Raw genomic sequence first — 24571 nt, forward strand, 5'->3', positions numbered from 1 at the left:
TCAGCCGGGTCCGGCCCGTCAGCCGCGGCGGTCGCGCATCGCCGCCTTCGCCACCAGGCCCGTCGCCGCGAGGACGACCGCCAGCGCGCCGAGCAGCCACAGCCGCTCCCCGTTGCCGCCGGTCTCGGCCATCGAACCGCGGCCTCCCGTGCCGGTGCCTTCCGTGCCGGCGCGGCCGGGGCCGGCGTGGCCGGGGCCGGGGGCGGGCGCCACCGCGGTCGTCACGGAGGGGGAGGGGGCCGGGCCGGTGGGGGAGGTGGAGTCGGTCGGGTCCGGGGTGGAGGGGGCCGGGCTCGGGGTCGGTGACGAGGTGGACGGGGACGGGGAGGACGGGGACGGCGTCTCCACCACCGTGGTCACCGCGCACGCCGGGTCCTCGCTGCCCTCGCCGCAGGTGGAGCGCGGGGACGCCACCTCGACCGCGTCGCGGAGCTTCCCGTCGCCGGTGACCGGGTCCTTCACCGTCACCGAGTACGTCACGGTGGCCGTCTTCCCGGCCGGGATGTCACCGCTCCAGCCGATCCGCGGCCTCGCGTACGTGACCTTCCCGAGGTCCGCCCTCGCGTCGCCCGCGTAGGCGGCGTCGTCGAGGGTGCCGGTCAGGTCGTCGGTGAAGGAGGCGTTCCGGTAGTCGCGTCCGCTGACGTTCTTCGCGGTGATCGTGTACGTGAGGGTGTCGCCCGGCTTCACCGTGCGCGGGCGCGCCGTCTTGGTGACCTCCAGGTCCGGCACCGGTACCGAGAAGGCCAGACCGGAGGGGACGTAGGTGTCGCCCCTGGTGGCGAAGGTCAGCTCGGCCGAGGTCGCGCCGGCGGGGATCGCGCCCTCCGGGATCTCGAACTCCTTCGCGTCGAGGGACAGGTTGTCGACGAGGTCCGGGGAGACGGCGCCGTCGTCCCCGCCGACGAAGAAGTTGTTCGTGTTGCCGGTGTGGGCCTCCGTGACGTTCTTCCCGTCCACCAGGAACGTGTCGCCGGGCGTGTTCCGGTCGCCCTCGTACGCGGTCACGCTCGCCCGCGCCTTTCCCGGGGAGCGGTGGAAGCCGTCCACCGTGACCGTGGTGGCCGGCGAGGCCGAGCGCTGGAGCACGTGCCCGCCGTAGACGTGGACGGAGCGCCGCTCGGGGGCCTTCACCGGGTCCGGGCCCGGGAAGCGGTGGACGACGGTGAGGGACCAGCCGGCGACGCAGCCCTTGCCGTTCGGCGCCCACACCCCGCCCACGCCGACCGCCACCGGCGCGCTCGTCCCCGAGACGCCCGCGAAGGCGGCGGTCACGTCGGACTCGCCCGTGTAGTAGTGCGGCCCGCCGGTGTCGGCCGGGTCGACGACCATGCTGTCGATCGAGACCGGCGCGGCCGGCTTCCCGCCGACCGCGAGCAGCGGGGCCGTGGTCGCCGGGTCGCCGGGGGAGCGCTCGACGTCCGCGCCGGACAGGTCGCAGCGGTTCAGCCGCGCCCCGCCGGGACCCCGGTACGTGCCGTCGTTGCCGCCCCAGGAGAGGCGGGCGTAGGCCACCTCGGCGCCCTCGGGGATCCGGACCCGGCCGGTGCTGGAGCCGTACGCCGCGCCGGTGCCGTCGGTGTCGAGGCGCCGCATGACGAAGGTGTTGTTGTTGTCGGCGCCCTCGCCCTTCGTGGCGGCGGCGCAGCGGGCCGCCGGGTCGGCGGGGGCGGTCGGGCAGCCCATGACCGTGTTGCCGACGGTGGTGAAGTCCCCGTACAGGGACTCCTGGTACCGCTCCCCGAAGGGTTCGACGACATCGGCGGCGGCCGGGCCGGGCGCCGCCAGGGGGAGGGCGGCCGCGGCGAGGAGGCCCGCCGCGAGCACCCCGGCGGGGTGAGATCGTACGAAGCGCATAAAAGGGCAATGTAGGCAAAGCGCACTATGTGGTGGCGTTACGCCACGCGGCGGTGCACCCGCTCCCTCCCCGGCCCCGCCGCCCCTCGCCGCCCCTCACCGATCCGGCCGGCCCCACCGGCATCTCCGGCCCCACCGACCCCGCCGGCATCACCGGCCCCACCGGCCCCTCAGGCCACGCGCCGCCGCGCGTACTCCGCTATCTCGGCCATCGGCGGGCGCTCCTCCGTGTCCACCGCGTACGTCCGCGGCTCGAAGCCCTTCTCCCCCCGCTCGAACTGCGTCAGCTGCGGGCGCACGAGATGGCCCCGGGAGAGCCGCAGCTGCGCCGTCCGGTAGATCGCCGCCGCCATCCGGCCCAGCGCCTGGCCGTCCTGGTGCCGGTGCTTGCGGACCCCCACGTCCACCTGCGCGAGCGCGTCCAGGCCCACCGTGTGCAGCGCGTCGACGAGGAGGCCCAGCTCCACTCCGTAACCGACGGGGAAGGGCAGCCGTTCGAGCAGCGAGCGGCGTGCCGCGTACTCGCCGCCCAGCGGCTGCACGAAGCCGGCCAGCCGCGGCCAGTGCAGATTGAGCAGCGGGCGCGCCACCAGCTCCGTCACCCGGCCGCCCTGACCAGGGGTGCCGGCGAAGGGGCGGTCGTACATCGCCTTCACGAAGTCCACGTCCGGGTCGGTGAGCAGCGGGCCCACGATCCCCGTGACGAAGTCCGCGGAGAAGTCCCTCAGGTCCGCGTCGACGAAGCAGACCACGTCCCCGCTCGTCACCATGAGTGAGCGCCACAGGACCTCGCCCTTGCCCGGGACGGCCGGGATGCGGGGGAGTACGTCGTCCCGCGCGACCACCCGTGCGCCGGCCGCGGCCGCGACCTCGGCCGTGCGGTCCGTGGAGCCCGAGTCGATCACCACCAGCTCGTCGACCAGCGGCACCGCCTCGGTCATCAGCTCGCGCCGGATCACGCTGACGATGTCCCCGACGGTCGCCTCCTCGTTCAGCGCGGGCAGCACCACGCTGACCTTCGTCCCCCGCTTGGCGGCGAGCACCCGTTCCAGGGGGCGGTCGGACACGGACCAGGACCGCCGGGTCAGCCAGCGCTCCACTTCTTCCAGCAACGTGATCTCCATCTCGCGGATCGGACGACCGTCTCCACCTTCGAAGCCTTCGGTTACAGTCTTGAACAACGCGGAGGCCCGATGCATGTCGGGGTCCCACCCGCGTCCCACAATCGAATACCGCTCATCCAGAGGGGCAGAGGGATACGGCCCGTTGAAGCCCCGGCAACCCTCCAGTCGGTTTGTCTTGCGCCAGCGAGGCCCCCGGCTAGGGAAGGTGCCAAATCCGTCTCATGGCGAAATGCGCCATGAGGAAGATGAGGAGAAAGGGCCTCGCCTCCATGGCTGTACAGACTGTCGCACCCGCCGCTGCCGACAACGCCGCCCCCGCCGTCGACCTCGGTCCCGCGTCCGGGCTTTCCTGCCGCGAGTGCGGCGAGGTCTTCGCCCTCGGCCCGATCTTCGCCTGCGAGCTGTGTTTCGGCCCCCTCGAAGTGGCCTACGACCTGCCGGCCGGCGACCCCGAGGAGCTGCGGAAGCGGATCGAGGCCGGCCCCGCGAACATCTGGCGGTACGCGCCCCTGCTGCCCGTCCCGGCCGACGTCGCCGAGAAGCCGAACCTGAACCCCGGCTGGACCCCGCTCGTCAAGGCCGACAACCTGGCCCGCGAGATCGGCGTCGCCCCCGGCAGGCTCTTCGTCAAGGACGACTCCGGCAACCCGACGCACTCCTTCAAGGACCGGGTCGTCGCCCAGGCCATCGAGGCCGCCCGCGCCTTCGGCTTCACCACCCTCTCCTGCTCCTCCACCGGCAACCTGGCCGGCGCCGTCGGCGCCGCCGCCGCCCGCGCCGGCTTCCGCTCCTGCGTCTTCATCCCGCACGACCTGGAGCAGGGCAAGGTCGTCATGGCCGGTGTCTACGGCGGTGACCTGGTCGCCATCGAGGGCAACTACGACGACGTCAACCGCTTCTGCTCGGAGCTCATCGGCGACCCGCTCGGCGAGGGCTGGGGCTTCGTGAACGTCAACCTGCGTCCGTACTACGGCGAGGGCTCCAAGACGCTCGCGTACGAGATCTGCGAGCAGCTCGGCTGGGTCATCCCCGACCAGCTGGTCATCCCGATCGCCTCCGGCTCCCAGCTCACCAAGATCGACAAGGGGCTCCAGGAGCTGATCAAGCTGGGCCTGGTCGAGGACAAGCCGTACAAGATCTTCGGCGCCCAGGCGGAGGGCTGCTCCCCGGTGTCAGCGGCCTTCAAGGCCGGCCACGACGTGGTCCGCCCGCAGAAGCCGAACACCATCGCCAAGTCCCTCGCGATCGGCAACCCGGCCGACGGCCCGTACGTCCTGGACATCGCCCGCCGCACCGGCGGCGCCGTGGAGGACGTGAACGACGAGCAGATCGTGGACGCGATCAAGCTGCTCGCCCGGACCGAGGGCGTCTTCGCCGAGACGGCGGGCGGCGTGACCGTCGGCGTGACGCGCAAGCTCGTCGAGGCCGGCGTCATCGACCCGAACCTCACCACCGTCGTCCTCAACACCGGCGACGGGCTCAAGACCCTGGACGCCGTGGCCGACAGTTCTCAGGCGACCGCCACCATCCGCCCGAGCCTGGACGCGTTCCGCGACGCGGGCCTGGCCCACTGACCCAGAGAGGCACGACGACAGCCATGGCCGTGAACGTCCGCATCCCCACCATCCTCCGCACCTACACGGGCGGGCAGGCCGAGGTGGCCGCCGAGGGCGCGACCCTCGCCGAGGTCATCGCCGACCTGGAGAAGAACCACACCGGCATCGCCGCCCGCGTCCTCGACGACCAGGGCAAGCTGCGCCGCTTCGTGAACGTCTACGTGAACGACGACGACGTCCGCTTCGAGCAGGGCCTGGAGACCGCCACGCCGGACGGCGCGGGCGTCTCGATCATCCCGGCCGTCGCCGGAGGCTGATCCCTACCTGTTGGTAGCTTTCGTTCCAGAATTGCCCCTTCCGCGAGAGAAAGCGGAGGGGGCAATTCTGCATGGTTGAGCGCGGTAGAGTTGGGGAAGTCCCCTCCGCCGCTCATGCCGGACGCATATGAGAGCGGCCTCGGACCTGACAAGAATGCGACAACAAGCGGCCGAAAAGCGCGCACAGTCTGCCCCTTATGTGCCTTTCGCCCGGCCCGACTTGCCCCGCAATTCTGGGATTTCTTCCCGATCCCCCTTTCCGCGCCTTCCAGAATTCCCGCTCGATTGCCCTGTTGCAGAGGGCAGTTGGACAGATACATTCAGCGGCGGTCGACGCGTTCCGGCGCAGGTTCTGACCCGGGTCCGCGAAGTGCGGGTCCGCTCAAGGGCCAGTACGTAATAGGGGAGTTAGGCATGGCTCAGGGCACCGTCAAGTGGTTCAACGCGGAGAAGGGCTACGGCTTCATCGCGGTCGACGGTGGTGCGGATGTTTTCGTCCACTACAGCGCCATCCAGATGGATGGGTACCGCAGCCTCGAAGAGGGCCAGCGAGTCGAGTTCGAGATCTCGCAGGGTCAGAAGGGTCCGCAGGCGGACATGGTCAAGGTGACCGCCTGAGGCGCGGCGCGATCGGCCACCGACGTCTCGTCGTCGAGGGGCCCGCATCCCCAGGGATGCGGGCCCCTCACGCGTTCCCGGGAGCGTCTCGCCGCTCCGGCGCGGAGTCGCCGATCCGCTGCCCGATCCACTGGCCGGCCCACCGCCCGATCCACCGCCCGATCCGCCGCCCGCTCCCCTGCCCGATCCACGAGAGTCGCTTGCACTCGCATGGGTCGAGTGCTAATCATTGGCGTTAGCACTCGGAAGGTGAGAGTGCTACGAGGACCGAGCACGGCGAGGCCGCCGACCCGGGTGGGGCAAGGAACCACGCGGAACGCGGAGGCCGTCCGTCGCGGGCGTCGGCGCGGTCCTGGAGCGTTATCCACCCCATGTCCGGGAGGACCACTTCACATGGCCAAGATCATCGCGTTCGACGAGGAGGCCCGGCGCGGTCTCGAGCGCGGCATGAACCAGCTCGCTGACGCCGTCAAGGTCACCCTTGGCCCCAAGGGCCGCAACGTCGTCCTCGAGAAGAAGTGGGGCGCCCCCACGATCACCAACGATGGTGTCTCCATCGCCAAGGAGATCGAGCTCGAGGACCCGTACGAGAAGATCGGCGCCGAGCTGGTCAAGGAAGTCGCCAAGAAGACGGACGACGTCGCCGGCGACGGTACGACCACCGCCACCGTCCTCGCCCAGGCGCTCGTCCGCGAGGGCCTCCGCAACGTCGCCGCCGGTGCCAACCCGATGGCCCTCAAGCGCGGCATCGAGAAGGCCGTCGAGGCCGTCTCCGGCGCCCTCCTCGACCAGGCGAAGGAGGTCGAGACGAAGGAGCAGATCGCCTCCACCGCCTCCATCTCCGCCGCCGACACGCAGATCGGCGAGCTCATCGCCGAGGCGATGGACAAGGTCGGCAAGGAAGGCGTCATCACGGTCGAGGAGTCCCAGACCTTCGGTCTGGAGCTCGAGCTCACCGAGGGCATGCGCTTCGACAAGGGCTACATCTCGGCGTACTTCGCGACCGACATGGAGCGCATGGAGGCCGCGCTCGAGGACCCGTACATCCTCATCGTCAACTCCAAGATCTCCTCCGTGAAGGACCTCCTCCCGCTCCTGGAGAAGGTCATGCAGTCGGGCAAGCCGCTGCTGATCATCGCCGAGGACGTCGAGGGCGAGGCCCTGTCGACCCTGGTCGTCAACAAGATCCGCGGCACCTTCCGCTCCGTCGCGGTCAAGGCCCCGGGCTTCGGCGACCGCCGCAAGGCCATGCTCCAGGACATCGCCATCCTCACCGGCGGCACGGTCATCTCCGAGGAGGTCGGCCTCAAGCTGGAGTCGGCCGGTCTCGACCTGCTGGGCCGCGCCCGCAAGGTCGTCATCACCAAGGACGAGACCACCATCGTCGACGGTGCCGGTGACAGCGAGCAGGTCGCGGGCCGCGTGAACCAGATCCGCGCCGAGATCGAGAACAGCGACTCCGACTACGACCGCGAGAAGCTCCAGGAGCGCCTCGCGAAGCTCGCCGGCGGCGTGGCGGTCATCAAGGCCGGTGCCGCGACCGAGGTCGAGCTCAAGGAGCGCAAGCACCGCATCGAGGACGCCGTGCGCAACGCCAAGGCGGCCGTCGAGGAAGGCATCGTCGCCGGCGGTGGCGTGGCCCTGCTCCAGGCCTCCAGCGTCTTCGAGAAGCTGGAGCTGGACGGCGACGAGGCCACCGGTGCCGCGATCGTCAAGCTCGCCCTGGAGGCCCCGATCAAGCAGATCGCGGTCAACGCCGGCCTCGAGGGCGGCGTCGTGGTCGAGAAGGTGCGCAACCTGACCCCGGGCCACGGCCTCAACGCCGCGACCGGCGAGTACGTCGACCTGGTCGCCGAGGGCATCATCGACCCGGCCAAGGTGACGCGCTCCGCGCTGCAGAACGCCGCGTCGATCGCCGCGCTCTTCCTCACCACCGAGGCCGTCATCGCCGACAAGCCGGAGAAGGCCGCGGCCCCGGCCGGCGGCGGCATGCCGGGCGGTGACATGGACTTCTGATCCCGAGGGATCGGTGGTTCATCGCTGACACGCGAACCGAGGGCGGCACCCCCGCGAAGGGGGTGCCGCCCTCGGCGCGTTCCCGGCACTCAGACGACGGGCCGCACGAGGGCCTCGGCGAGCGGTTCACCGGTGCGGCGGGCGTACGCGACGCGGGCCTTCACCTCGGCGAGGGTGCGGGGGCGGTAGCCGGGGCCGCAGCCCTGGCAGCAGCTGGTGTGGAACCGCACCCCCGCGTGCAGCAGCACGGAGAGCACCCGCCACGCCTCGTCGTCCCGCCGCTTCGGCGGCTGGAACGCGGTGCCGACGCCCACCATCGGCTCGCCGCACCGCGGACACCGGTGCTCGTGACCGTGCTCGTCCCCCTGCTTGTACGAGCCCCGGCACGGCAGGCACACGTACGAGGACCTCTTGACTCCCATGGGGGCAGGGTAGGGGCGGACGGGGCGGCCGTGCCCGCGATTTCGGCGCCCTCCGCCCGTTGCTACGGGCGGCGGAAGAGGGCCGTCCAGAGGAAGCTTCTGCCGAAGTGGGGGGAGTCGGCGGGTTCGTCGTGCATGCGGCGGAGTTCGAGCGGGGTGAGGCGGTCGGCGAAGAGGGCGCGGAGGTCCGCGTCCGTGTAGGCGAGGCCGCCTTCCAGGGCGCCCGCGCGGTAGAAGTCGGCGTCGGGGCGCTCCGAGCCCATGCCGCCCTCGCCCGCCGCGAACGCCGTCAGGGCGAAGTGGCCGCCGGGGGCGAGGACGCGGTCCAGGAGGGCCAGGTAGCTGACGCGGCGGTGCGGGGGCAGGTGGTGGAGGCAGCCGGAGTCGTAGACGAGGTCGTACGGGCCCTCGACCGTGCCGGGCGCGAAGGCGTTGCCGCAGAGGAAGCGGATGTTCTCGACGCCGTTCTCCCGGGCCCGCTCCCGTGCCCAGCCGATCGCCGTCGCCGAGAGGTCCACGGCGTCCACCTCGTAGCCGAGCGAGGCGAGGTACAGGGCGTTGCGGGCCGGGCCGCACCCCAGGTCGAGGGCGCGTCCGCCGCCCTTGAGCAGGCCCCGTTCCGCGTACGCCGCCAGGTTCTCGTCCGGCTTCGGCACGAAGAACGGCACCGGCCGCTCCCGGTCCGCGTAGAAGCCGTCCCACCATGCGGCACCGCCCTCCGTCCACCGGTCGGCCCCGGGCGCGAACAGCCCGTCCAGCAGGGTCAGGACGTCCTCGATCGTGCGGATGTTCCGGTCCGTCCTCGGCACCGTCTGCTCCATGTGGATCTCCCCTCGACGTGAGTTCCAGGGTAGGGGTGGGAGCGTCAAATGCCCAGGTCAAAGGGGGTGTTGGGGGTGGCGGGCGAGGGGCTGTGAGGGTGCGTGAGGGGCGTTCCGGGCGTTCGGTAAGTCGTCCCCCCGGGCGGGGCCCGAGGTCGTGGCGGAGGGGCCTTGGCGGGGCCGTGAGGGGGCTTTCCGGGGGACGCCGGGGTGGGTTTTCGGGGCCCTCGGGCAGGGCTGTTCCCGGCCCTCGCCGGAGCCGTTCGTTCGCCGTCGGCGCATTTCGTGCGCCGACGGCGAACTGCTTTCCCGGAGTGGGGGGTTGGGTGGTCGACTGGGCGGCATGGAGATTCTGGTGCTGGGCGGTACGGCCTGGCTGGGGCGGGAAGTGTCGCGGCGGGCGTTGGCGCGGGGGCACGCGGTGACGTGTCTGGCGCGGGGGGAGAGCGGGGAGGTGGCCGCGGGGGCGCGGCTGGTGGCGGCGGACCGGCGGGAGCCGGGGGCGTACGACGGGCTGCTCGACCGGGAGTGGGACGCCGTGGTCGAGGTGTCCTGGCAGCCGGGGTTCGTCCGGGGGGCGCTCGACGCGCTCGGCGGGCGGGCCCGGCACTGGACGTACGTGTCGTCGGGGAACGTGTACGCCTCGCAGTCCGAGATCGGGGCGGACGAGTCCGCGGAGATCCTCGCGCCGACCGAGCTGGACGAGGTCGGGCGGGAGCTGTACGGGGAGGCCAAGGCGGCCTGCGAGCTGGCGTCGGCCGCCGCCGTCGGAGACCGGCTGCTGATCGCGCGGGCGGGGCTCATCGGCGGGCCCGGTGACGTCAGCGACCGGACCGGTTACTGGGCGGCCCGGGCCGCGCGGGAGCCGCGGGAGCCGATGCTGGTGCCGGACGAGCCGATGCTGCCGACGCGGGTGATCGACGTGCGGGACCTCGTCGACTGGATCCTCGACTCGGCGGAGAAGGGGCTGGCGGGCACCTTCGACACGGTGGGCCGGAACATGTTCCTCGGCGAGTGGATCGCCCTCTCGCGCGAGGTCGCCGGGCACACCGGGCCGGTCGTGCCGGCCGCGTCGGCGTGGCTGCTGGAGCAGGGGGTCGAGGAGTTCATGGGGCCCGAGTCGCTGCCGCTGTGGATCGTGGCGGAGGACTGGGCCGGCTTCCAGGCGCGTACGGGCGCGGCCGCCGCCGCCGCCGGGCTGCGGCAGCGGCCCTCGGCCGAGACGATCGCGGACACGCTGGCCTGGGAGCGGGAGCAGGGGCTCGACCGGGAGCGCCGGGCCGGGCTCAGCCCGGCGCGCGAGGCCGAACTGCTTGCTCTGCTGGCGGAGTAGCCAGGGCGCGCGAGGCCGAACTCCTGGCTCTGCTGGCGGAGTAGCCAGGGCGCGCGAGGTCAGGGCGCGCGTCGTCCGGCGCGGGCGGTCAGGGCGCGACCAGGGCCGGGTCCTGGCCCGAGCGGCGCAGGGCGTCGGTGACGAAGCCGTTCCTCTTCAGCTCCTCGACGAGCGAGCGGAGGTACGCGACCGTCTCCGGCGCCCTGTCCGCCGTGGTGCCCACGGCCTGCCGGATCTCCATGAACCGGCCGTCGATCAGGCGCACTTCGGGGTGGGCGGCGACATAGGCGGCCATCGGCTGGCGGATGCCTGCGCCGGCCTCCAGGTCCAGGGTGCGGAAGGTGTCGACGCCCTCCGCGCCCCGGACGACGGTGGCGTGGGTGAGGGTGCGGGTGAGGTGGAGGTCGTACGCCGAGCCCTGCTTGACGCCGACGCGGACCCCGGGGGTGTCGATCTCCTCGACGGTGGTGAGCGGCGAGTCCCGGGGGACGGCGTAGACGCCCTCGATGACGACGTACGGGGCGGTGAACGCGACCTCCTTCTCCCGGGCCGGGTCCACGGCGAGGAAGCACAGGTCGGCACGGCCGTCCGCCATCGCCTCGAACGACTTGCGCGCCGCGTCGAAGCAGAGCGTCTCCACGGGGAGCCCGAGCCGCCGGCCGATCTCCCGGGCGAGGTCGACCGTGATGCCGGCGGGGGCCTCCGGGCTGCCCTGGGCGAGCACCGGGTTGCCGAGGTTGATGGAGGCCCGCAGGACCCCGGTGGGGGCGAGGTCGGCGGCGATCGCGGCGATGTCGTGGCGGTCGTGGTGCTTGGTCGTCATGACTGCGGAGTCTAGGCACCGTCGGGCGGGTCGGCGGGCGTTGTCGCGGTGCGGCCGGGGGCCGGGGCGTCGGGGAGGGTCAGCCGCCAGCCGGTGAGGGCCGGGTCGGTGAGGAGGGCGGCGAGGGCGGCCGTCGCCTCGGCCGGGGGCGTCGCGGCGGGGGCCGACAGGCGCAGCAGGGCCGCCGTCTCGTCGCAGTCGGTGAGGGTGGCCCGCCAGCCGGGCGGGAGGAGGGCGATGAAGCGGATCGCGGCGAGCGCGGGCGGTGCTCCGGGCGGGCCCACGAGGGCCACCTGGGGCAGATGGGCCACCTGGGGCGGCTGGGGCAGCGGGGCCGTCTGGTCGGACCGGGTCGGCCGGGGCGGCTGCTGCGGGGGCGCTAACGGGGGCATGGTCGGCTCCGGGACGTGGGTGCCCCGGACCGGCCGTGCGGGCGGCGGCCGGTCCGGGGAGCGGGGCGGGGGGACGCGTCAGCGGGCGGACGAGCCCTTGGAGAGGCGGTACACGACGGCCAGGATGGCCACCGCGAGGGCCGCGCCGCCGCCGTAGCGGAGGCCGTCGGAGGCGTCGCCGGTGACGAGGACGACCTCGGCGATCGCCAGGACGGCGAGCAGGGCGGCGAGGAGGGTGCGGTGGGAGGTGGCGGTGGAGGAGGACATGGGGGTTCCTTTCCTTCGGGTCCGGTGAGGGGGGTGACGGGCTCCGGCCGCCGTGGGGGCGGCCGGAGCCGGGTTCGTGGGGACCGGCCGGGAGGTCAGTCCGTGAGCTTCAGCGCCTGGCCGAAGGAGAGCTTGCGGTCGGTCTGGAGGAGCGCCCGGCGGTAGACCCGCGCGCTCACCGTGACGATGGCAGCGGCCGCCGCCAGGGAGAGGCCGAGCGCCACGACCGGCTCCCACCAGGCGGCCTCGCCTGCGAGGACCCGGGCCGGCATGGTGACCGTCGAGGTCAGCGGGACGAAGGAGAGGATCTCCCGGGTGGAGCCGGAGACGGTGACGCCGACGATGAAGACGAGCGCCGTGATCGCGTTGACCGGGGTCGTGGTGGACTGGATGTCCTCGGTACGGGTGGCGAGCGCGCCGGCCGCGGCGAACAGGCAGGCGAGGACGGCGATCCCGACGACGTAGAAGACGAGGAACCAGCCGAGGCCGGAGCCGATGTCGGCCAGCAGCTCCTTCTCGCCGGTGAAGAGCAGGCCCGCGACGCCGACCAGGCTGAAGAGGGTCATCTGGGCGAGCGCGAGGACGGTCGAGCCGACGATCTTGCCGATCAGCAGCGAGCGGACCGGCACGGAGCTGGCGATCAGTTCGACGATCCGGTTCTGCTTCTCCTCGACGACGCTGGTGGCGAGGGCGGCGCCGAGCAGCACGGCCGCCAGGTAGAAGAGGAAGCCGAAGAAGTAGGTGGTCATCCGGACCGGGCCCTCGGGCGTCTTGTCCGGCGACAGCAGGACCCGCTCCAGGCCGGTGTCCTTGCTCAGGGCCTCCAGGCTGGTGCCGGCGGCCGCGGCGTTCTCGGCGAGCGCGGTCTGCTGGACGGCCGCGCCGATCCAGGTGGCGGCGATGTCGTTCTGCCCGGTGTCGCCGAGGAGGACCCAGCGGCCGTCCTCCCGGACCAGGCCGGCCTCGGCCTCGCCGGCCCGGACGGTCGCCCGGACCTGCTCGGCGGACGCCTCCTGGCGGACGGTGATCTCCACGTCCTGGCCGGCGCCGACGGCCAGCGCCTCGGCCTGGCCGGCCAGCTTGCCGGCCGGCTGCTCGGCCACGGCGACGGTGATCTTCCCCATCGCGTCGGCCAGGTAGAGCTGGAGGCCGATGGCGCCGACGATCAGGGCGAGCGTGACGAGGGTGGAGAGGAGGAAGCCGCGGTTGGTCAGCTTCACCTGGATCTCGCGGGCGGTGACGATCCGCCAGGGAGCGGTACGGGAGGAGGACGCGGCGCGCGGCGCGGGCTCGGGGCGTACGGGGGTGGCCGCCGGCTCGGTCCGCGGTGCGGGGGACTGGGTCACGGTGCTCATGCGGCGGTCATCTCCCGGTAGATGTCGGCGATGCTGGGGACGAGGGGGGTGAAGGCGTGCACGGGGCCCCGGGCGAGGGCCTCGGTGAGGAGCCGGCCGGGATCCGCGTCGGCGGCCAGCTCGACCCGGGCGCCGTCGGGGAGCTCCTCGACGGCGGTGACGCCGGGCAGGGCGCGGGTCCAGCCGGCGGGGGCGCCGGTGACCAGCCGGTAGCGGGGGCGGTCGCGGTGGCGCAGCTCGTCGGCGGTGCCCTTGCCGACGACCCGGCCCTTCGCCATGACGACCAGGTCGTCGCAGAGCCGCTCCACCAGGTCGAGCTGGTGCGAGGAGAAGAGGACCGGGACGCCGGCCGCCGCGTACTCCCGTAGGAGCTCCGCCATCGTGTCGACGGCGTGCGGGTCGAGGCCGGAGAACGGCTCGTCCAGGACGAGCAGCCGGGGGCTGCCGAGCAGCGCCGCCGCGATCTGCACCCGCTGCTGGTTGCCGAGCGAGAGCGACTCCAGGCGGGCCTGGGCCTTCTCGGCGAGGCCGAGGCGCTCCAGGAGGTCCAGGGTCTCGCGGCGGGCCTCGGCGGTGCCCTGGCCGCGCAGCCGGGCCAGGTAGACCAGCTGGCTGTGGACGGTCTGCTTCGGGTACAGGCCGCGCTCCTCCGGCATGTAGCCGAAGTCGCGGCGGTCCTCGGCGGTGGCCGGGGAGCCCTGCCAGCGGACGGTGCCGCCGTTCGAGGCGAGCACGCCCATGATCATGCGCATGGTCGTGGTCTTGCCCGCCCCGTTCCCGCCGACGAAGCCCGTCATGCGGCCTTCCGCGACCCGGAAGGACACCCGGTCGACGGCGCGGTGACCCCCGAAGTCGCGTACGAGTTCTTCCAGTTCCAGCATCTCAGTCTTCCTTCGGTTCCAGGGCGGGGCGGGCGGTCGGGGCGGTCAGGGGAGGGGGTGCGGGGCGGCGTCACGGGGGTCGTCGAGCCGGGCGGGGCAGCCGGTGCGCTCCGGTGCCGAGGCCAGCCGGGGGAGGTGCCAGCTCCACCGGTGCGTCTCGTCCATGCGGAGATTCTGGTACCCGGGGGCCAGCACCTTCACGACCTTCCAGCCCATGTCGGCGACCGGGGCCGGGAGCCGGGGCGTGAGGTCGACGACGAGCAGGGCGGCGCCGTCGGCGTTCATGGACTCCGTCAACTCCCTTACCGGCAGCGGCGAGACGGTGGACGGGCCGGGCAGCGGGACGGGCTCCAGGAAGCCGTCCGCCCAGGCGCGCACCGCGTCGTACGCGGGCCGGGTCAGCATGTGGCAGAGCCGGTCGTGCTCGGTGACGACGAGCGGGCCGCGCGGCCCGGTCCCGCCCTGCGCGCGGAGTGCCCGCAGCGCGGTGCGCACCTGGCGGGCCTCCTGGAAGGCCTTGACGGCGGCCTCCGCCGGGCGGGTCGACGCCTTCATGCCGACGGCGGCGAGCGGTACGGCGGCCCCGGGCGCGTCGGCCTCGATCAGCAGGGCCGTCATGCACCACAGGCCGGTCGCGGCGACCGGGATCCGGGCGAGGACGGGCCGCAGCCCCTCCGCTTCGGCCTGCTGCCAGACCGCCCGCAGCCGGGTGTCCTCCGGGGCCGGGGTGTAGGTCGGCAGCCGCAGCTGCCGGCCCCAGGCGACGGTGAGGGCGTCGCGCTCGGCGACCTCGACCAGGGCCGCGCCGAGCGCCGCGTCGTGACCGGCGCCGGCCGCCGCCCCGGACGGGCTCGGGTCGAAGAGGACGTCGTTCCTGGCCGGCCAGTTGACCAGGTCCGCGGGGACGAGGACGGGGCGGTCCGTGTCCAGGGCGCGGGCCTCGTGCCAGTCCAGGACGGCGGTCGCCGCGTCCGGGTGGGCCAGGGCGTGGCCCGGGTGGTACGCGTCCAGGGTGAGCGCGCCCAGCTCGGCGGCGGTGCCCCGGCGGGCGGGGAGCGCGGCCGAGGGGTGCAGGGCCCGGCGCTCGACGGCCTCGCCGGCCCCGCGCAGCAGGGCGTCGGTGCGGGACGGGCCGCTGGCGCCGGCGAACCGCGCCGAGAGCGGCACGTCCGCCTCTTCGCGTACGAAGTCGAGGCCGACCGGCGGGAGTTCGACGGCGCTGCTCCACAGCGGCTCGCCCGCGTGTGGCGGGGTCACCGCGTAGCGCAGGGCGACGCCGGTGGCGGGGGCGAGGGTGGCCGGGACGTCGATCATCACGCCACCGCCAGGGGCGCGGGCGCCGCCGGGGAGAGGAACGGCAGCGCGGGGCGGCCGTCGCGCAGGGCGGTCAGGGCGAGCAGGACGCCGGCCGAGCCGGTGCCGAGGTCGGTGGAGAGCCGGTAGCCGTACTGGCCGAGGAAGTCGACCCGGCCGGGCTCCGAGGCGATGGCCTCCCAGCCGAGCGCGTCGAGGTGGGCGTCGAGGACGTGCCGCTCGCTGGGGCGGGTGCCCTCGCCGAGCGCCAGGATCTCGCCGGCCCGGCCGTGCAGCAGCCCGCACGGGGTGGAGAAGCCGCCGCGGCGCACCGCGAGCAGCCGGTCCGCGGCGGCCCGCAGCCGCTCGTCGCCGGGCCGGTGCGGCAGGGCGGCGCGCAGCGCGATCGCGATGCCGGCCGAGCCGTCGAGGCCGGAGGTGAGGAAGCGTTCGTCGAAGCGCGGGTCCTCGAGGAGGTCCAGGTCGCCGCGGAGTTCCTCCACGGCCCGGTCCAGGAGGCGGGCGTCGCCGGTGGCCTCGTACAGCCGGATCAGGAACAGGGCGTGGCCGCAGCGGCCGTTGAGCAGCCCGATGCGGTTCGGGGCGGGGGTGTCGGGGAGCCGGTCGGCGAGCTCCACCGCCTTCCGGAGGTAGCGGTCGCCGCCGCCGGCGCCCGCCCGGTGCAGGGCGGCGAGGCCGAGGCCGGAGAGGCCGTTGGCGACGGTCGAGCCGACGTTGGGGTCGGACTGGGCAAGGGCGAAGGCGCGGTCGAGCACCGTGTCCGCGGTGTCGGGGTGACCGAGTTCGCCCAGCACGTACGCGATGCCGGAGAGGCCGGTGAAGAGCCCGGGGCCCTCGCCGGTCGCCGTCCCGGCCTTGCGCAGCAGCCAGTCGACGTGCGCGGCGGGCACCTCGGTGCCGGCCCGGTGCAGCGCCCAGAGCACGCCGGCGGCCCCGTAGGCGAAGGTGACGCCGCCGTCGGCGAGGACGAACTGCATGACGTCGCCGGGGTAGAGCCGGTCGTCCCGCTCGGGGGTGGCCGCGTCGAGGATGGACGCGGCGATCGCCGAGGTGAGGACGGTGTCGCGGGCGCCGGCCGGCCACGTCACGCCGTAGTCGGTGCGGGCGCCGAGGACGTCGTCGCCGAGGCCGCGCCGGATCTGCTCCACGAAGGCGGCGGGGAGCGGGAAGTCGCGGACGGCCGCGTCGAGGAGGGTGCGGATCTTCTCGGTGCCCCACGGCACGACGTGCGGCATCGGCACGAAGAGGGTGAGCCGCAGCACGTCGAGGGCGAACAGGTCGACGGCCTTGCCACGCAGGTGGTCGGGGGCGCGGAAGCCGAGGGAGCCCATGGCCTGCGGCCGCTCCTCCTCGGTGGGGGTGGCGGTCTCCAGGTCGATGAAGGCGACGGTGTCGTCCTCGCCGACGAGGATGTTGCCGGGGTGCAGGTCGCCGAAGACGACGCCCCGCTCGTGCATGGCGTCGATGCCGGCGGCGACCTGGTCGAGGATGTGGAGCGCCCAGGCGGTGTACTCGGCGCGGGCCCGGGCGGAGTTGTCGGTGGAACCGTAGGGGTGGCGGGTGCGGACCAGCTCGGTGAGCGGGGTGCCCTCCACGTAGTCGCGGGCGAGGAAGTGGTGTTCGTTGCCGCGGCGGACGTCGCGGAGGGCGGGGACGGAGGGGAGTCCCGCGAGGCGGGAGAGCGCCCAGTGCTCGCGTTCGAGGCGGGTGACGGCGTCGTCGCCGGCCGCGTCGAGGCCGGCCAGCGGGCGGGCCTCCTTGAGGAGGACCTCGGTGCCGTCGCGCTTGTCGACGGCCCGGTAGACGCCGCCGCCGTTGGAGAAGTGGAGGGCCTTGTGGACGCGGAAGGGGAAGTCGGCGAGGGTGCGGGCGCGCCGTTCGGCGAGGGCGGCCTGGAGGAAGGGCGGGATCTCGACCCAGGACGGCGGGTGGAAGCCGGGCCGCCGCTCGTCGGGGACGAGTTCCCCGTCGGGGGTGGTGATGGCGGGGGCGAGGGTGCCGTCCTTGAGGCGGGTGGTCTTGAGGACGAAGCCGCCGTAGCGGACGTGAAGGGGGCCCTCGCGCCAGCGCAGGTCGCTGAGGATGGAGGGGGCGGGGGTGCCGCCGACCAGCTCCTCCAGGTCGTTCAGCGCCCGCTCCAGCTCGGTCTCGTCGACCGGGTAGAGGGTGATGAACTTGCCGCTGGCGCTGCGGTCGCCGTACTTGCTGCCGCGCCGGCCGAGGGTCTCGGGGTCGGAGATGTACTTGAACATCAGCCGGTGCTCGACGCAGTAGGGGACGACCGCGTCGAGGAGTTCGGCGGCGTTGCCGGGGGAGGCCGCGACGTGGATCTTCCAGCCCTGGTCGGGTGTCCGGGAGTCCGGTGGGACGCAGACCGTCCATTCCTGGCCGCGGGTGGCGGTCCACCCCTCGGGGAGCGGGCGGCCCTCGCGGAAGTCCTGGCCGGTGGACTCGGTGGCGGGCGCGTCGTAGAAGAGCGTGTCCGCGCGGCAGAAGTTGATGAACCGGGTGTCGAGCACGGTGTCTCCAGGGGGATCAGAAGGGCAGGAAGGGCAGGACGTAGGTGCGGTGGAGCGAGGTCCACAGCGGCACCCGGCCCACTTCCACCTCGGCCGTTCCGGCGGCCGGGGCCGGCGCCCGGTCGAGGTCGAGGGGGAAGGCGGTCGAGTCCATGCCCACGGCGCCGCCGAGGTCCACCGGGAAGTAGGTCGAGACCGGCACCTGGGTGGCGGCGGCGGGCGCCGACCCGATCCGGGCGGTGCCGACGGCGTCGTTGAGGATCAGGCCGTTGGTCGTCAGCGTCACCCGCTGCCCGGGCCGTACGAGCTCCGCCGCGTCGCCCTCGGGGAGGACCAGGCGGGTGGCGCCGCCGGTGTCGGTGACGTACGCGGCGGAGACGGTCTGCTGGACCGGCAGGAACAGGGTGCCGGCGGCGGCCGCGGCGAGCAGGGCGCAGACGGCGAGGACGCGGCCGCGGCGGACGCCGGCCGCCCTGACCTCGGCGGAGAGCCGGAGGGCGCCGCGGATCAGGATCCACAGGGCGTAGGAGAGGCCGGTGGCGGCGAAGAGGAGGCCGACCCAGCCGACGCGCTGGAGGGTGCCGAGCCAGGTCTGGAGGGCGGTGGTGAGGAAGTACAGCGGGAAGGCGAGGCAGGCGAGGCCGTAGACGGTCGTCCAGCGGGTGGGCAGTTCCCGCTCGTACGTGCCGCCGAAGAGGGTCCGGGCGAGCCACCGGCGGGCGTCGGTCATCGAGCGGTCGCGGAGGAAGGGCACGTCCACGTGGCTCATCAGGGCGATGTAGCCGTCGAGCTTGATGAAGGGCGTCAGGTTCAGCAGGGCGGTGGCGTAGCTGGAGACGGCGAAGAAGAGCAGGCAGGTCTTGGCGGTGCCGTCGGCCAGCGGCCAGGCGGCGAAGGCGGAGACGGCGGCGAGCGAGGTCTGGACGGCGGGGCCGGCGAGCGCGGTGTGGACGCGCTGCCTGCGGTCCGGGAGCCGCCAGGCGTCGGAGACGTCGCAGAAGAACGCCGGCATCAGGTAGAAGAGCATGACGCCGATGCGGGACGGACGTCCGCCGTAGCGGATGAGGACGGCCGCGTGGCCGAGTTCGTGGATCGAGACGCCGATCAGCAGGGCGATCAGGACGCCGGTGAAGGCGGCGGCGGAGAGCGGGCTGTTCAGGGTGGTGACGACGGCGTCCCACTGGGCGGCCATGGCGCCCATGCCGAGCAGGATGCCGAGGGCGGCGACGGCCGTCGCCCCGCGGGAGAAGAGGCGGGCGAAGAACGGCCGCATGGCCTGCATGGTCTTCCCCGGGCGCAGCAGCGTGAGCTGGAGGGTCATCGGGGGGACGAGCTGGAAGCGGGGGGCGACGGGCGGGGCGGGCGTCTCGCCGTCGTCGAGGAGGCGCAGGGTGTCCAGGCGGGTGACGGCGCTGCCCACGTTCTCGGCGTTCCAGACGCCGCCGAGCCGGGCCGCGAGGGCCTCGTGGTCGCGCTCGCCGTCGAACTCCCGGACGAGCTGGGCGATGTGCGGGGTGATGCGGACGTAGCGGGCGCCGTGCTGGAGGACCCATTCGCCCTGCCCGTCGGCGGGCGAGTGGACCTCGGCGCTCGGGGCGAGGCGAGGGCGCTTCGCGTGGGCCGGGAGAGTGGGGGCGGGGGGACTCGTGACAGCGCTCACGGGATGTTCCTTGTCGAGGCGGCGGGCAGGGGGAGGAGCGTGCGACACCCTTGCGGTGGTCCGGCCGGACCGGGGGCCGGCCGGACCACCGCAGATCCTCGGTCGTCACCCGAGTGGGGTTCCGAGGTGCGGCGGGGAGTCGGTCACGCCGTCTCCCACCGCGTCAGTGCGCTCGCCGGTGTCGTGCTCGGTTCCTCGACGCTCAGGTGAGGGTGATCGAGGTGGCGACCGAGGCGGAGATGCCGACGCCGACGGAGACACCGGTCCAGAAGCCGGGGGACTCCAGGGTCTCCAGCTCCTGCATCTCCAGCTCGACGACCTCGGGGGCGGCGGCGGTGTCGAGGGTGATCTGCTTGTCGCTCATGTCTGTCTCTCCTTGGGTGAGTTGATCGGTGAGGGGGTACGGGGGGGATCAGGTGAGGGTGATGGAGACGCCGACCGAGACGCCGGTCGAGAAGGCGACGCTCCAGGTGCCCCAGCCCGGGGCCTCCAGGGCCTCCAGCTCCTGCATCTCCAGCTCGACGAGCTCGGGGGCGGCGGCGGTGGTGATGTCCTGGTTCTCGTTCATCTCTGTTTCTCCTGAGGTGGGTTCGGCTGTGGGTGGGGGTGGAGCGGGCGGCCGGCGGCCGGCTCGATCAGGTGAGGCTCCAGGCGACGGAGACGATCGAGATGCCGACGGAGACGCCGACGTTGGTGGCCCAGCCCGGGGCGTGCATGGCCTCGAGCTCCTGCATCTCCAGCTCGACGAGCTCGGCGGCGTTGGTGTCGAGGGCGATCTGCTTGTCGTTCATGTCTTCTCCTTGGGTGGGTGGTGCGTGAGTGGTGCTGTTTCACCTCCGGGTCAGGCGCTGACGCCTGCCGGGAGGAGCTCTGGGTGGGGCCGGGTGGCCTCGGCGAGGAGCGCGGCGACGTCGTCGGCGCTCAACCCGGTGAGGGTGGGCAGTCCGGCGCCCCAGGCCCGGATGCTGCGCAGGGCGACGGTGCGGCGCAGGTCGGGTGTGAGGCGGACGGTGCGGTCGATCTGCCAGCGGTGCATCAGGCGGTGCAGGCCGTCCACGGGGTCGGGGGCGAGCCAGGGGTGCCGGTGGCGGAGCCGGGTCCACAGGCGGTGGACGCGGGCGGCGCTGCCGTAGCGGAGGTCCCCGTCGAGGGCCCGCTGCCACACGACCGGCCAGACGGCGGCGATGGCGCGCATCTTGGCGAGGCCGAGGGCGGTGGAGAGTTCGTTGGCGACGGCCCAGGTCTTCACGGCGTACGGGCTGCGGCCGGTGTTGATGTGCCCGAGCTGGCTCTCGGCGCTGAGCGCGGCGACCCGGAGCCGGGCGCTCGCGGGGGCGGGCAGGCCGATGGTGACGTGCCGGGCGAGTTCGTCGCCGGCGGCGAGCAGCTCCGCGGCCAGCTCCTCGACGGCGGCGTCCTGTTCGGGCAGGTCGAGGGTGTCGCTGCTGTAGGGCATGACGGCCCGGAAGAGGGCTTCGAGGGCGCCGTCCATGAGGAGCGGCCCGGGCAGGGTCTCGGTGGCCTCGGCGGTCCGGAGGATCGCGCGGGGCCGGAGGCATGCGCCCATCACCAGGCGCTTGCCGCCGTCGTACGGGAAGCAGGCGACGGGGCCGGCCTCGGTGCCGGTGCCGAGGGTGGTCGGGACGGCGAGGACGTGGGCGTGGTCTCCCCAGCCGTGCGGCAGGGCGATGAGGCCGCTGCGCTGTCCGGCGGTGAGGTAGGGCAGGAGGTCGGGCCGGCTGCTCACCGCGGCGGCGAGTTTGGCCAGGTCGAGGGTGGATCCCCCGCCGACGCCGATGATCAGTTCGCCGGGGGCGAGCCGGGCGGCGAGCGCCTCGACGGCGGGGAGGCCGCCGTCGGCCGGGGTGACCGCCCGGGTGGGCGTGATCCCGGCACGGGCGATCCCGTCGAGGACCTGGCGGGTGACGGGCAGGCCGTTCACCGCGGGGTCGGCGAGGAGGGTCGCTCCGGTGGGGCGCAGCTCGCGCAGGAGTCCGGGGAGCTGGTCGTAGCTGTCGAGGACGGGGGCGGGGGCCATGGCGGGGTCAGCTCCTCGGGGCGGCGCCGGCGGCGGCCGGCAGCAGGCTGTCGAGTCCCGCTTCGACGCAGGTCATGAGCTCGGCGACCTCGTCGCGGGAGTACGTGAGGGCGGGCACGAGCTGGACGCCGGAGGGGCCGGGGTGGACGATGGCGCCCGCCTCGCGGATGCGGGTGACGAGTGCGGCGACGTCGGCGCCGGTGAGCGGGGTGCCGTCGGGGTGGGCGAGGCGCAGGGTGCGGAAGCAGCCGGTGCCGGTGGCGCCCGTGGCCAGCGGGTGGCGGTCGACGAGGTCGGTGAGGCCCTGCTGGAGCCAGGCGGCGACGTTCCGGCCGGCGGCGACGGCGTCGAGCCGTTCCATCTCGGCGATGGTGGCGCTGATCGCTGCGCAGGCGAGGGCGGTGGCGCCCTGGGTCTCGGCGTGGGCGAAGGTGGTGTCGTGCTCTTCGAGGACCCGCGTCACGCGGTGGGCGACGACGAGGGCGGAGGCGGGGCAGGCGCCGTTGGTGAGGCCCTTGGAGGTGACGAGGACGTCGGGGCGGCCGGGCCAGCTCTCGGAGGCGAAGTAGCTTCCGGTGCGGCCGAAGCCGGTGGCGACCTCGTCGGCGACGAGGAGGAAGCCGTGTTCGTCGCGGAGCCGGCCGAGGGCGGCGACGTACTCCTCGTCGAGGGGGACCGTGCCGGTGCCGACGACGGGTTCCACGACGACGGCGGCGACCTGCTGGCCGAGGGCGGCCATGAGCCGTTCCAGTTCGGCGGTGTCGTTGGGGTCGACGTGGCGGATGAGCCGCTGGTCGACGCCGTACACCCGCTGGCCGAGGTCCTCGCCGGTGAGGGCGAAGCCGCCGAAGGTGAGGCCGTGGAAGCTGCCGCGGAGGGCGACGACCAGGTTGCGGCCGGGGGCGCCCTGGAGGGCGTGGTAGAGCCGGGCGAGCTTCATGACGGCGTCGTTGGCGACGCCGCCGCCGGTGGAGAAGAGCACCTTGCCGTAGTGGTCGGGGCCGCAGACGCGGACGAGGTCCTCGGCGGCGCGCCGGGCGTAGGTGTTCTCGAAGCGGAAGGAGCCGAGGTAGGAGGCGTTCCGGGCGGCTTCCGCGAGGGCTTCGGCGATGCGCTCGTTGCCGTAGCCGAGGTTGGCGTTCCACAGGCCGCTGTCGGCGTCCAGGACGGTGCTGCCGTCCGCGAAGGTGACGCGGTGGCCTTCGGCGCGGGTCGCGCAGAGCCGGTCGTCGCCGTGGCTGGAGGGCGGTATGAGGTAGGGCCAGAGCGCGGTCATCGGGTGGCTTCCGTGGTCAGGAGCGTCACGCGGTGACGCTCGCCGGGCGGGGTGAGGAGCTCGCGGGTCAGGACGGTCAGTCCGGCGGCGGCCAGTTCGGCCTCCAGGACGTCCAGGCCGATCACGGCCACCCGGTCGGTGCAGACGGTGACGGGGCTGTCGTCGGCGGGCGGGTCGGCGGGGAGCAGGGTGACGGAGCGGCTGGTGGCGCCGGCCGGCCAGTGCTCGTACAGCTCGTAGGCGGTGCCGCCGGCGCCGGTGACGCGGACGGCCGTCTCGTCGGGGCCGTCGTCGTCGCCGCGCTCCAGGGCGGTGAGCCGGAACCGGCCGCCGTCCGCGAGGTGGTCGAGGACGGAGCGGTAGAGGCCGGCGCGGCCTTCGGCGTCGAGCAGGGAGAGCGAGGTGGTGCCGAGCAGGATGTGCGGGAAGCGGCGGCCGAGCGCGAAGGCGGACATGTCGCCCTGGACGACGGTGCAGCGGGAGCGCATCGAGGCGGGTGCCCTGTCGAGTTCGGCGCGGAGCAGGTCGAGCATGTCGGCGGAGAGGTCGAGGGCGGTGACCTCGCGTCCGCCGGCGAGCAGCGGGAGGGTGAACCGGCCGGCTCCGGCGGCCAGGTCGAGGACGGGGCCGGGCGCGCTGCGGACTCCGGAGAGCAGGGCCCGGGTCTCGGGGTCGTCGTAGGTGGCGAGGTCCTGGTAGAGGGGGGCGCCGAGGCGGTCGTAGAGGCCGCAGTGGCGGGCCCGTGCGCCGAGTGCGGCGACGCGGCGGGCGGCGAGGGTGGGCGTGGTGTCGGCGGGGGCGGGTGCGGTGGTCATCACGCGGCCGCCGGGAGGGGCAGGGGCAGGGCGATGCCGTGCCGGTCGAGGAGCGCGACGGTCCGGGCGAGGTCCTCGGCGGGTACGAGCCCGGCGGCGTCGCCCCCGGTGGCGAGGAGGCATTCCAGGGCCCGTGCGGCGCGGACGTCGAGGGCGAAGAGGCGGTGGCCGGCGACGGCGTACGCCTCGTGGTCGCGGTGCAGGACGATCGGCAGGCCGGGGTCGGCGAGGTCGGCGGCGGCGCCGGTCGCGGCGAGGCCGGGGGTGAGCCGGGAGCCGAAGCCGGAGACGCTCAGGCCGGTGACGCCGCGGGCCATGAGGCTGCGCAGGGCGGTGACGGCGGCCAGGTAGCGGGGCAGGTGGGGGCGGTCGGCGCGGGCCGGCGCGAGGGTGCCGGGCGGCAGCACCCGGCCGGTGCCGGCGGCGCCGTGGGTGAGGTCCGCGTGGCGGGCGGTGAGGGTGTCGAGGCTGTCGTGGACCGTGCCGAGCACCGCTCCGGTGGGGGAGAGGGAGACCCGGCCGTCGGGGTCGGCGTAGAGCCGCAGGGCGGGTCCGTCGGCGGGGTCCTGGCCGCCGCCGAGGGCGTCGGGGTCGGCGAGGAGGACGGAGGAGGTGACGAGGAACTCGGGGAAGGCGCCGTCGGCCAGGGCGCGGTCGGCGTCGGCGAGGAAGGCCGCGTGGTCGTCCTCGTCGAAGACGCGGACCACGGTGGGCCCGAAGACCGTCATGAAGGGGCTGGCGGCGTAGGAGTGGGTCTGGAGGAAGAAGTCCTGGCCGTTGGAGAACTCGCCGCCGGGCTCGGTGAGGCTGCCGTCGTAGGCGGCGGTGCCGTCCGGGACCTCGCCCGGGAGTCCGGGGACGAGGACGAGGGTGTCGGGGCCGGCGAGTCCGGCGGCGCGGGCGGCGTCGAGGTGGGCGGCGTCGGCGAGGACCAGGGTGTGGGTGCCGGTGGCGGGTGCCGGGGCCGGCGGGTCGAGCGGCGTGCCGGTGGCCCAGGAGATGAGGTGCCGCTTGAGCCTGCGGCGGGCGGTGTCCGCGTCCGAGAGCATTGTCGTGTCCATGCCAGGAAGTCCTTCGTCGGTCCGTGTCCCGGCTGCCGCGGGGCGCCGGGAGGCACTGGTTCAGGAGGAGGAAGAGGAGGGGAGGGGGGAGGGCGGGCCGTCGGGG

24 protein-coding genes and 1 riboswitch are annotated in these 24571 nt (G+C 73.9%); of the genes, 5 read left to right on the top strand and 19 right to left on the bottom strand.

Annotation, left to right across the window (positions count from 1 at the left end; genetic code table 11):
• Nucleotides 1-18: 18 nt before the first annotated feature.
• Together ABFY03_RS20990 and ABFY03_RS20995 are read right to left on the bottom strand one after the other, a co-directional pair.
• Nucleotides 19-1857, bottom strand: a complete 1839-nt coding sequence (locus ABFY03_RS20990) for a DUF7927 domain-containing protein (protein WP_346170595.1) — start codon at nucleotides 1855-1857, stop codon at nucleotides 19-21.
• 170 nt (nucleotides 1858-2027) lie between these two features.
• Nucleotides 2028-2969 carry a glucosyl-3-phosphoglycerate synthase gene (locus ABFY03_RS20995; RefSeq protein WP_346172278.1) on the bottom strand — a complete coding sequence of 314 codons (942 nt, stop codon included), beginning with the start codon at nucleotides 2967-2969 and terminating at the stop codon, nucleotides 2028-2030.
• A 121-nt stretch (nucleotides 2970-3090) separates the two neighbouring features.
• Nucleotides 3091-3233, top strand: a riboswitch (SAM riboswitch).
• Nucleotides 3234-3250: 17 nt separating this feature from the next.
• Here ABFY03_RS20995 and thrC point away from each other — a divergent pair.
• The 4 genes from thrC to groL all read left to right on the top strand — a co-directional run bounded on the left by thrC (nucleotide 3251) and on the right by groL (nucleotide 7488).
• Nucleotides 3251-4555, top strand: a complete 1305-nt coding sequence (gene thrC / locus ABFY03_RS21000) for a threonine synthase (protein WP_346170596.1) — start codon at nucleotides 3251-3253, stop codon at nucleotides 4553-4555.
• A 23-nt stretch (nucleotides 4556-4578) separates the two neighbouring features.
• Nucleotides 4579-4854, top strand: a complete 276-nt coding sequence (locus ABFY03_RS21005; protein WP_319014078.1) for a MoaD/ThiS family protein — start codon at nucleotides 4579-4581, stop codon at nucleotides 4852-4854.
• Between the two features lie 414 nt (nucleotides 4855-5268).
• Complete coding sequence (locus ABFY03_RS21010) at nucleotides 5269-5472, top strand: cold-shock protein (protein ID WP_030498267.1); 204 nt, start codon at nucleotides 5269-5271, stop codon at nucleotides 5470-5472.
• A 393-nt stretch (nucleotides 5473-5865) separates the two neighbouring features.
• Nucleotides 5866-7488, top strand: a complete 1623-nt coding sequence (gene groL / locus ABFY03_RS21015) for a chaperonin GroEL (RefSeq protein ID WP_031012284.1) — start codon at nucleotides 5866-5868, stop codon at nucleotides 7486-7488.
• A gap of 89 nt (nucleotides 7489-7577) precedes the next feature.
• On the opposite strand, the gene ABFY03_RS21020 is transcribed toward groL, so the two are convergent.
• Nucleotides 7578-7910, bottom strand: a complete 333-nt coding sequence (locus ABFY03_RS21020) for a deoxyxylulose-5-phosphate synthase (RefSeq protein ID WP_319014077.1) — start codon at nucleotides 7908-7910, stop codon at nucleotides 7578-7580.
• Between the two features lie 62 nt (nucleotides 7911-7972).
• Nucleotides 7973-8731 carry a class I SAM-dependent methyltransferase gene (locus ABFY03_RS21025; protein ID WP_319014076.1) on the bottom strand — a complete coding sequence of 253 codons (759 nt, stop codon included), beginning with the start codon at nucleotides 8729-8731 and terminating at the stop codon, nucleotides 7973-7975.
• 343 nt (nucleotides 8732-9074) lie between these two features.
• Here ABFY03_RS21025 and ABFY03_RS21030 point away from each other — a divergent pair, with 343 nt between their 5' ends.
• Nucleotides 9075-10064: an NAD-dependent epimerase/dehydratase family protein gene (locus ABFY03_RS21030; RefSeq protein WP_346170597.1), complete on the top strand. Its 990-nt coding sequence runs from the start codon at nucleotides 9075-9077 to the stop codon at nucleotides 10062-10064.
• An 88-nt stretch (nucleotides 10065-10152) separates the two neighbouring features.
• On the opposite strand, the gene ABFY03_RS21035 is transcribed toward ABFY03_RS21030, so the two are convergent.
• From ABFY03_RS21035 to mpaB, 15 genes are all read right to left on the bottom strand, one after another.
• Entirely contained in the window at nucleotides 10153-10887 is a 735-nt protein-coding gene (locus ABFY03_RS21035; protein ID WP_319014074.1) for a transporter substrate-binding domain-containing protein, read from the bottom strand.
• Between the two features lie 11 nt (nucleotides 10888-10898).
• The gene (locus ABFY03_RS21040; RefSeq protein WP_346170598.1) at nucleotides 10899-11279 is read right to left on the bottom strand and encodes a hypothetical protein; all 381 of its coding nucleotides are present in this window, start codon (nucleotides 11277-11279) and stop codon (nucleotides 10899-10901) included.
• A gap of 78 nt (nucleotides 11280-11357) precedes the next feature.
• Complete coding sequence (locus ABFY03_RS21045; protein ID WP_319014072.1) at nucleotides 11358-11546, bottom strand: hypothetical protein; 189 nt, start codon at nucleotides 11544-11546, stop codon at nucleotides 11358-11360.
• A 95-nt stretch (nucleotides 11547-11641) separates the two neighbouring features.
• Nucleotides 11642-12901, bottom strand: coding sequence for an ABC transporter permease (locus tag ABFY03_RS21050; RefSeq protein ID WP_319014071.1), 1260 nt, complete (start codon nucleotides 12899-12901; stop codon nucleotides 11642-11644).
• Nucleotides 12898-13782, bottom strand: coding sequence for an ABC transporter ATP-binding protein (locus ABFY03_RS21055; RefSeq protein ID WP_319014070.1), 885 nt, complete (start codon nucleotides 13780-13782; stop codon nucleotides 12898-12900). The genes ABFY03_RS21050 and ABFY03_RS21055 overlap by 4 nt, the downstream gene beginning before the upstream one ends.
• Before the next feature lie 45 nt (nucleotides 13783-13827).
• On the bottom strand, nucleotides 13828-15096 hold the full coding sequence (locus ABFY03_RS21060; protein WP_346170599.1) for a YcaO-like family protein: 1269 nt from the start codon (nucleotides 15094-15096) through the stop codon (nucleotides 13828-13830).
• Nucleotides 15096-17615 (bottom strand): class III lanthionine synthetase LanKC, encoded by a 2520-nt coding sequence (lanKC, locus tag ABFY03_RS21065; protein ID WP_346170600.1) that lies wholly within the window; start codon nucleotides 17613-17615, stop codon nucleotides 15096-15098. The genes ABFY03_RS21060 and lanKC overlap by 1 nt, the downstream gene beginning before the upstream one ends.
• 16 nt (nucleotides 17616-17631) lie before the next feature.
• Nucleotides 17632-19275 (bottom strand): daptide biosynthesis intramembrane metalloprotease, encoded by a 1644-nt coding sequence (mpaP, locus tag ABFY03_RS21070; RefSeq protein ID WP_346170601.1) that lies wholly within the window; start codon nucleotides 19273-19275, stop codon nucleotides 17632-17634.
• A 202-nt stretch (nucleotides 19276-19477) separates the two neighbouring features.
• The gene (locus tag ABFY03_RS21075) at nucleotides 19478-19639 is read right to left on the bottom strand and encodes a daptide-type RiPP (RefSeq protein ID WP_319014066.1); all 162 of its coding nucleotides are present in this window, start codon (nucleotides 19637-19639) and stop codon (nucleotides 19478-19480) included.
• Between the two features lie 48 nt (nucleotides 19640-19687).
• The gene (locus ABFY03_RS21080; protein WP_319014065.1) at nucleotides 19688-19843 is read right to left on the bottom strand and encodes a daptide-type RiPP; all 156 of its coding nucleotides are present in this window, start codon (nucleotides 19841-19843) and stop codon (nucleotides 19688-19690) included.
• A 67-nt stretch (nucleotides 19844-19910) separates the two neighbouring features.
• Nucleotides 19911-20066 carry a daptide-type RiPP gene (locus ABFY03_RS21085; RefSeq protein ID WP_199806719.1) on the bottom strand — a complete coding sequence of 52 codons (156 nt, stop codon included), beginning with the start codon at nucleotides 20064-20066 and terminating at the stop codon, nucleotides 19911-19913.
• Nucleotides 20067-20116: 50 nt separating this feature from the next.
• Nucleotides 20117-21313, bottom strand: a complete 1197-nt coding sequence (gene mpaC / locus ABFY03_RS21090) for a daptide-type RiPP biosynthesis dehydogenase (protein ID WP_346170602.1) — start codon at nucleotides 21311-21313, stop codon at nucleotides 20117-20119.
• Nucleotides 21314-21320: 7 nt separating this feature from the next.
• Nucleotides 21321-22589: a daptide-type RiPP biosynthesis aminotransferase gene (gene mpaD, locus ABFY03_RS21095; RefSeq protein ID WP_346170603.1), complete on the bottom strand. Its 1269-nt coding sequence runs from the start codon at nucleotides 22587-22589 to the stop codon at nucleotides 21321-21323.
• Complete coding sequence (mpaM, locus tag ABFY03_RS21100; protein ID WP_319014062.1) at nucleotides 22586-23404, bottom strand: daptide-type RiPP biosynthesis methyltransferase; 819 nt, start codon at nucleotides 23402-23404, stop codon at nucleotides 22586-22588. Before mpaM ends, mpaD begins: the two co-directional genes overlap by 4 nt.
• The gene (gene mpaB, locus ABFY03_RS21105) at nucleotides 23404-24465 is read right to left on the bottom strand and encodes a daptide biosynthesis RiPP recognition protein (RefSeq protein ID WP_346170604.1); all 1062 of its coding nucleotides are present in this window, start codon (nucleotides 24463-24465) and stop codon (nucleotides 23404-23406) included. Before mpaB ends, mpaM begins: the two co-directional genes overlap by 1 nt.
• Nucleotides 24466-24571 lie beyond the last annotated feature (106 nt).

Origin of the sequence: Streptomyces roseofulvus (assembly GCF_039534915.1) — a bacterium.
Lineage (GTDB): Bacteria > Actinomycetota > Actinomycetes > Streptomycetales > Streptomycetaceae > Streptomyces > Streptomyces roseofulvus.

Excerpts from the sequence above, each read along its gene's own strand:
- ABFY03_RS21030 (WP_346170597.1), top strand. The coding sequence starts at position 9,075 with ATGGAGATTCTGGTGCTGGGCGGTACGGCCTGGCTGGGGCGGGAAGTG.
- ABFY03_RS21075 (WP_319014066.1), bottom strand. The coding sequence starts at position 19,639 with ATGAGCGACAAGCAGATCACCCTCGACACCGCCGCCGCCCCCGAGGTC.
- ABFY03_RS20990 (WP_346170595.1), bottom strand. The coding sequence starts at position 1,857 with ATGCGCTTCGTACGATCTCACCCCGCCGGGGTGCTCGCGGCGGGCCTC.
- ABFY03_RS21080 (WP_319014065.1), bottom strand. The coding sequence starts at position 19,843 with ATGAACGAGAACCAGGACATCACCACCGCCGCCGCCCCCGAGCTCGTC.
- ABFY03_RS21010 (WP_030498267.1), top strand. The coding sequence starts at position 5,269 with ATGGCTCAGGGCACCGTCAAGTGGTTCAACGCGGAGAAGGGCTACGGC.
- mpaB (WP_346170604.1), bottom strand. The coding sequence starts at position 24,465 with ATGGACACGACAATGCTCTCGGACGCGGACACCGCCCGCCGCAGGCTC.
- ABFY03_RS21060 (WP_346170599.1), bottom strand. The coding sequence starts at position 15,096 with ATGATCGACGTCCCGGCCACCCTCGCCCCCGCCACCGGCGTCGCCCTG.
- mpaM (WP_319014062.1), bottom strand. The coding sequence starts at position 23,404 with ATGACCACCGCACCCGCCCCCGCCGACACCACGCCCACCCTCGCCGCC.
- ABFY03_RS21085 (WP_199806719.1), bottom strand. The coding sequence starts at position 20,066 with ATGAACGACAAGCAGATCGCCCTCGACACCAACGCCGCCGAGCTCGTC.
- mpaC (WP_346170602.1), bottom strand. The coding sequence starts at position 21,313 with ATGGCCCCCGCCCCCGTCCTCGACAGCTACGACCAGCTCCCCGGACTC.
- ABFY03_RS21055 (WP_319014070.1), bottom strand. The coding sequence starts at position 13,782 with ATGCTGGAACTGGAAGAACTCGTACGCGACTTCGGGGGTCACCGCGCC.
- ABFY03_RS21035 (WP_319014074.1), bottom strand. The coding sequence starts at position 10,887 with ATGACGACCAAGCACCACGACCGCCACGACATCGCCGCGATCGCCGCC.
- ABFY03_RS21020 (WP_319014077.1), bottom strand. The coding sequence starts at position 7,910 with ATGGGAGTCAAGAGGTCCTCGTACGTGTGCCTGCCGTGCCGGGGCTCG.
- ABFY03_RS21045 (WP_319014072.1), bottom strand. The coding sequence starts at position 11,546 with ATGTCCTCCTCCACCGCCACCTCCCACCGCACCCTCCTCGCCGCCCTG.
- ABFY03_RS21005 (WP_319014078.1), top strand. The coding sequence starts at position 4,579 with ATGGCCGTGAACGTCCGCATCCCCACCATCCTCCGCACCTACACGGGC.
- ABFY03_RS21050 (WP_319014071.1), bottom strand. The coding sequence starts at position 12,901 with ATGAGCACCGTGACCCAGTCCCCCGCACCGCGGACCGAGCCGGCGGCC.
- ABFY03_RS21025 (WP_319014076.1), bottom strand. The coding sequence starts at position 8,731 with ATGGAGCAGACGGTGCCGAGGACGGACCGGAACATCCGCACGATCGAG.
- mpaD (WP_346170603.1), bottom strand. The coding sequence starts at position 22,589 with ATGACCGCGCTCTGGCCCTACCTCATACCGCCCTCCAGCCACGGCGAC.
- ABFY03_RS21040 (WP_346170598.1), bottom strand. The coding sequence starts at position 11,279 with ATGCCCCCGTTAGCGCCCCCGCAGCAGCCGCCCCGGCCGACCCGGTCC.
- groL (WP_031012284.1), top strand. The coding sequence starts at position 5,866 with ATGGCCAAGATCATCGCGTTCGACGAGGAGGCCCGGCGCGGTCTCGAG.
- thrC (WP_346170596.1), top strand. The coding sequence starts at position 3,251 with ATGGCTGTACAGACTGTCGCACCCGCCGCTGCCGACAACGCCGCCCCC.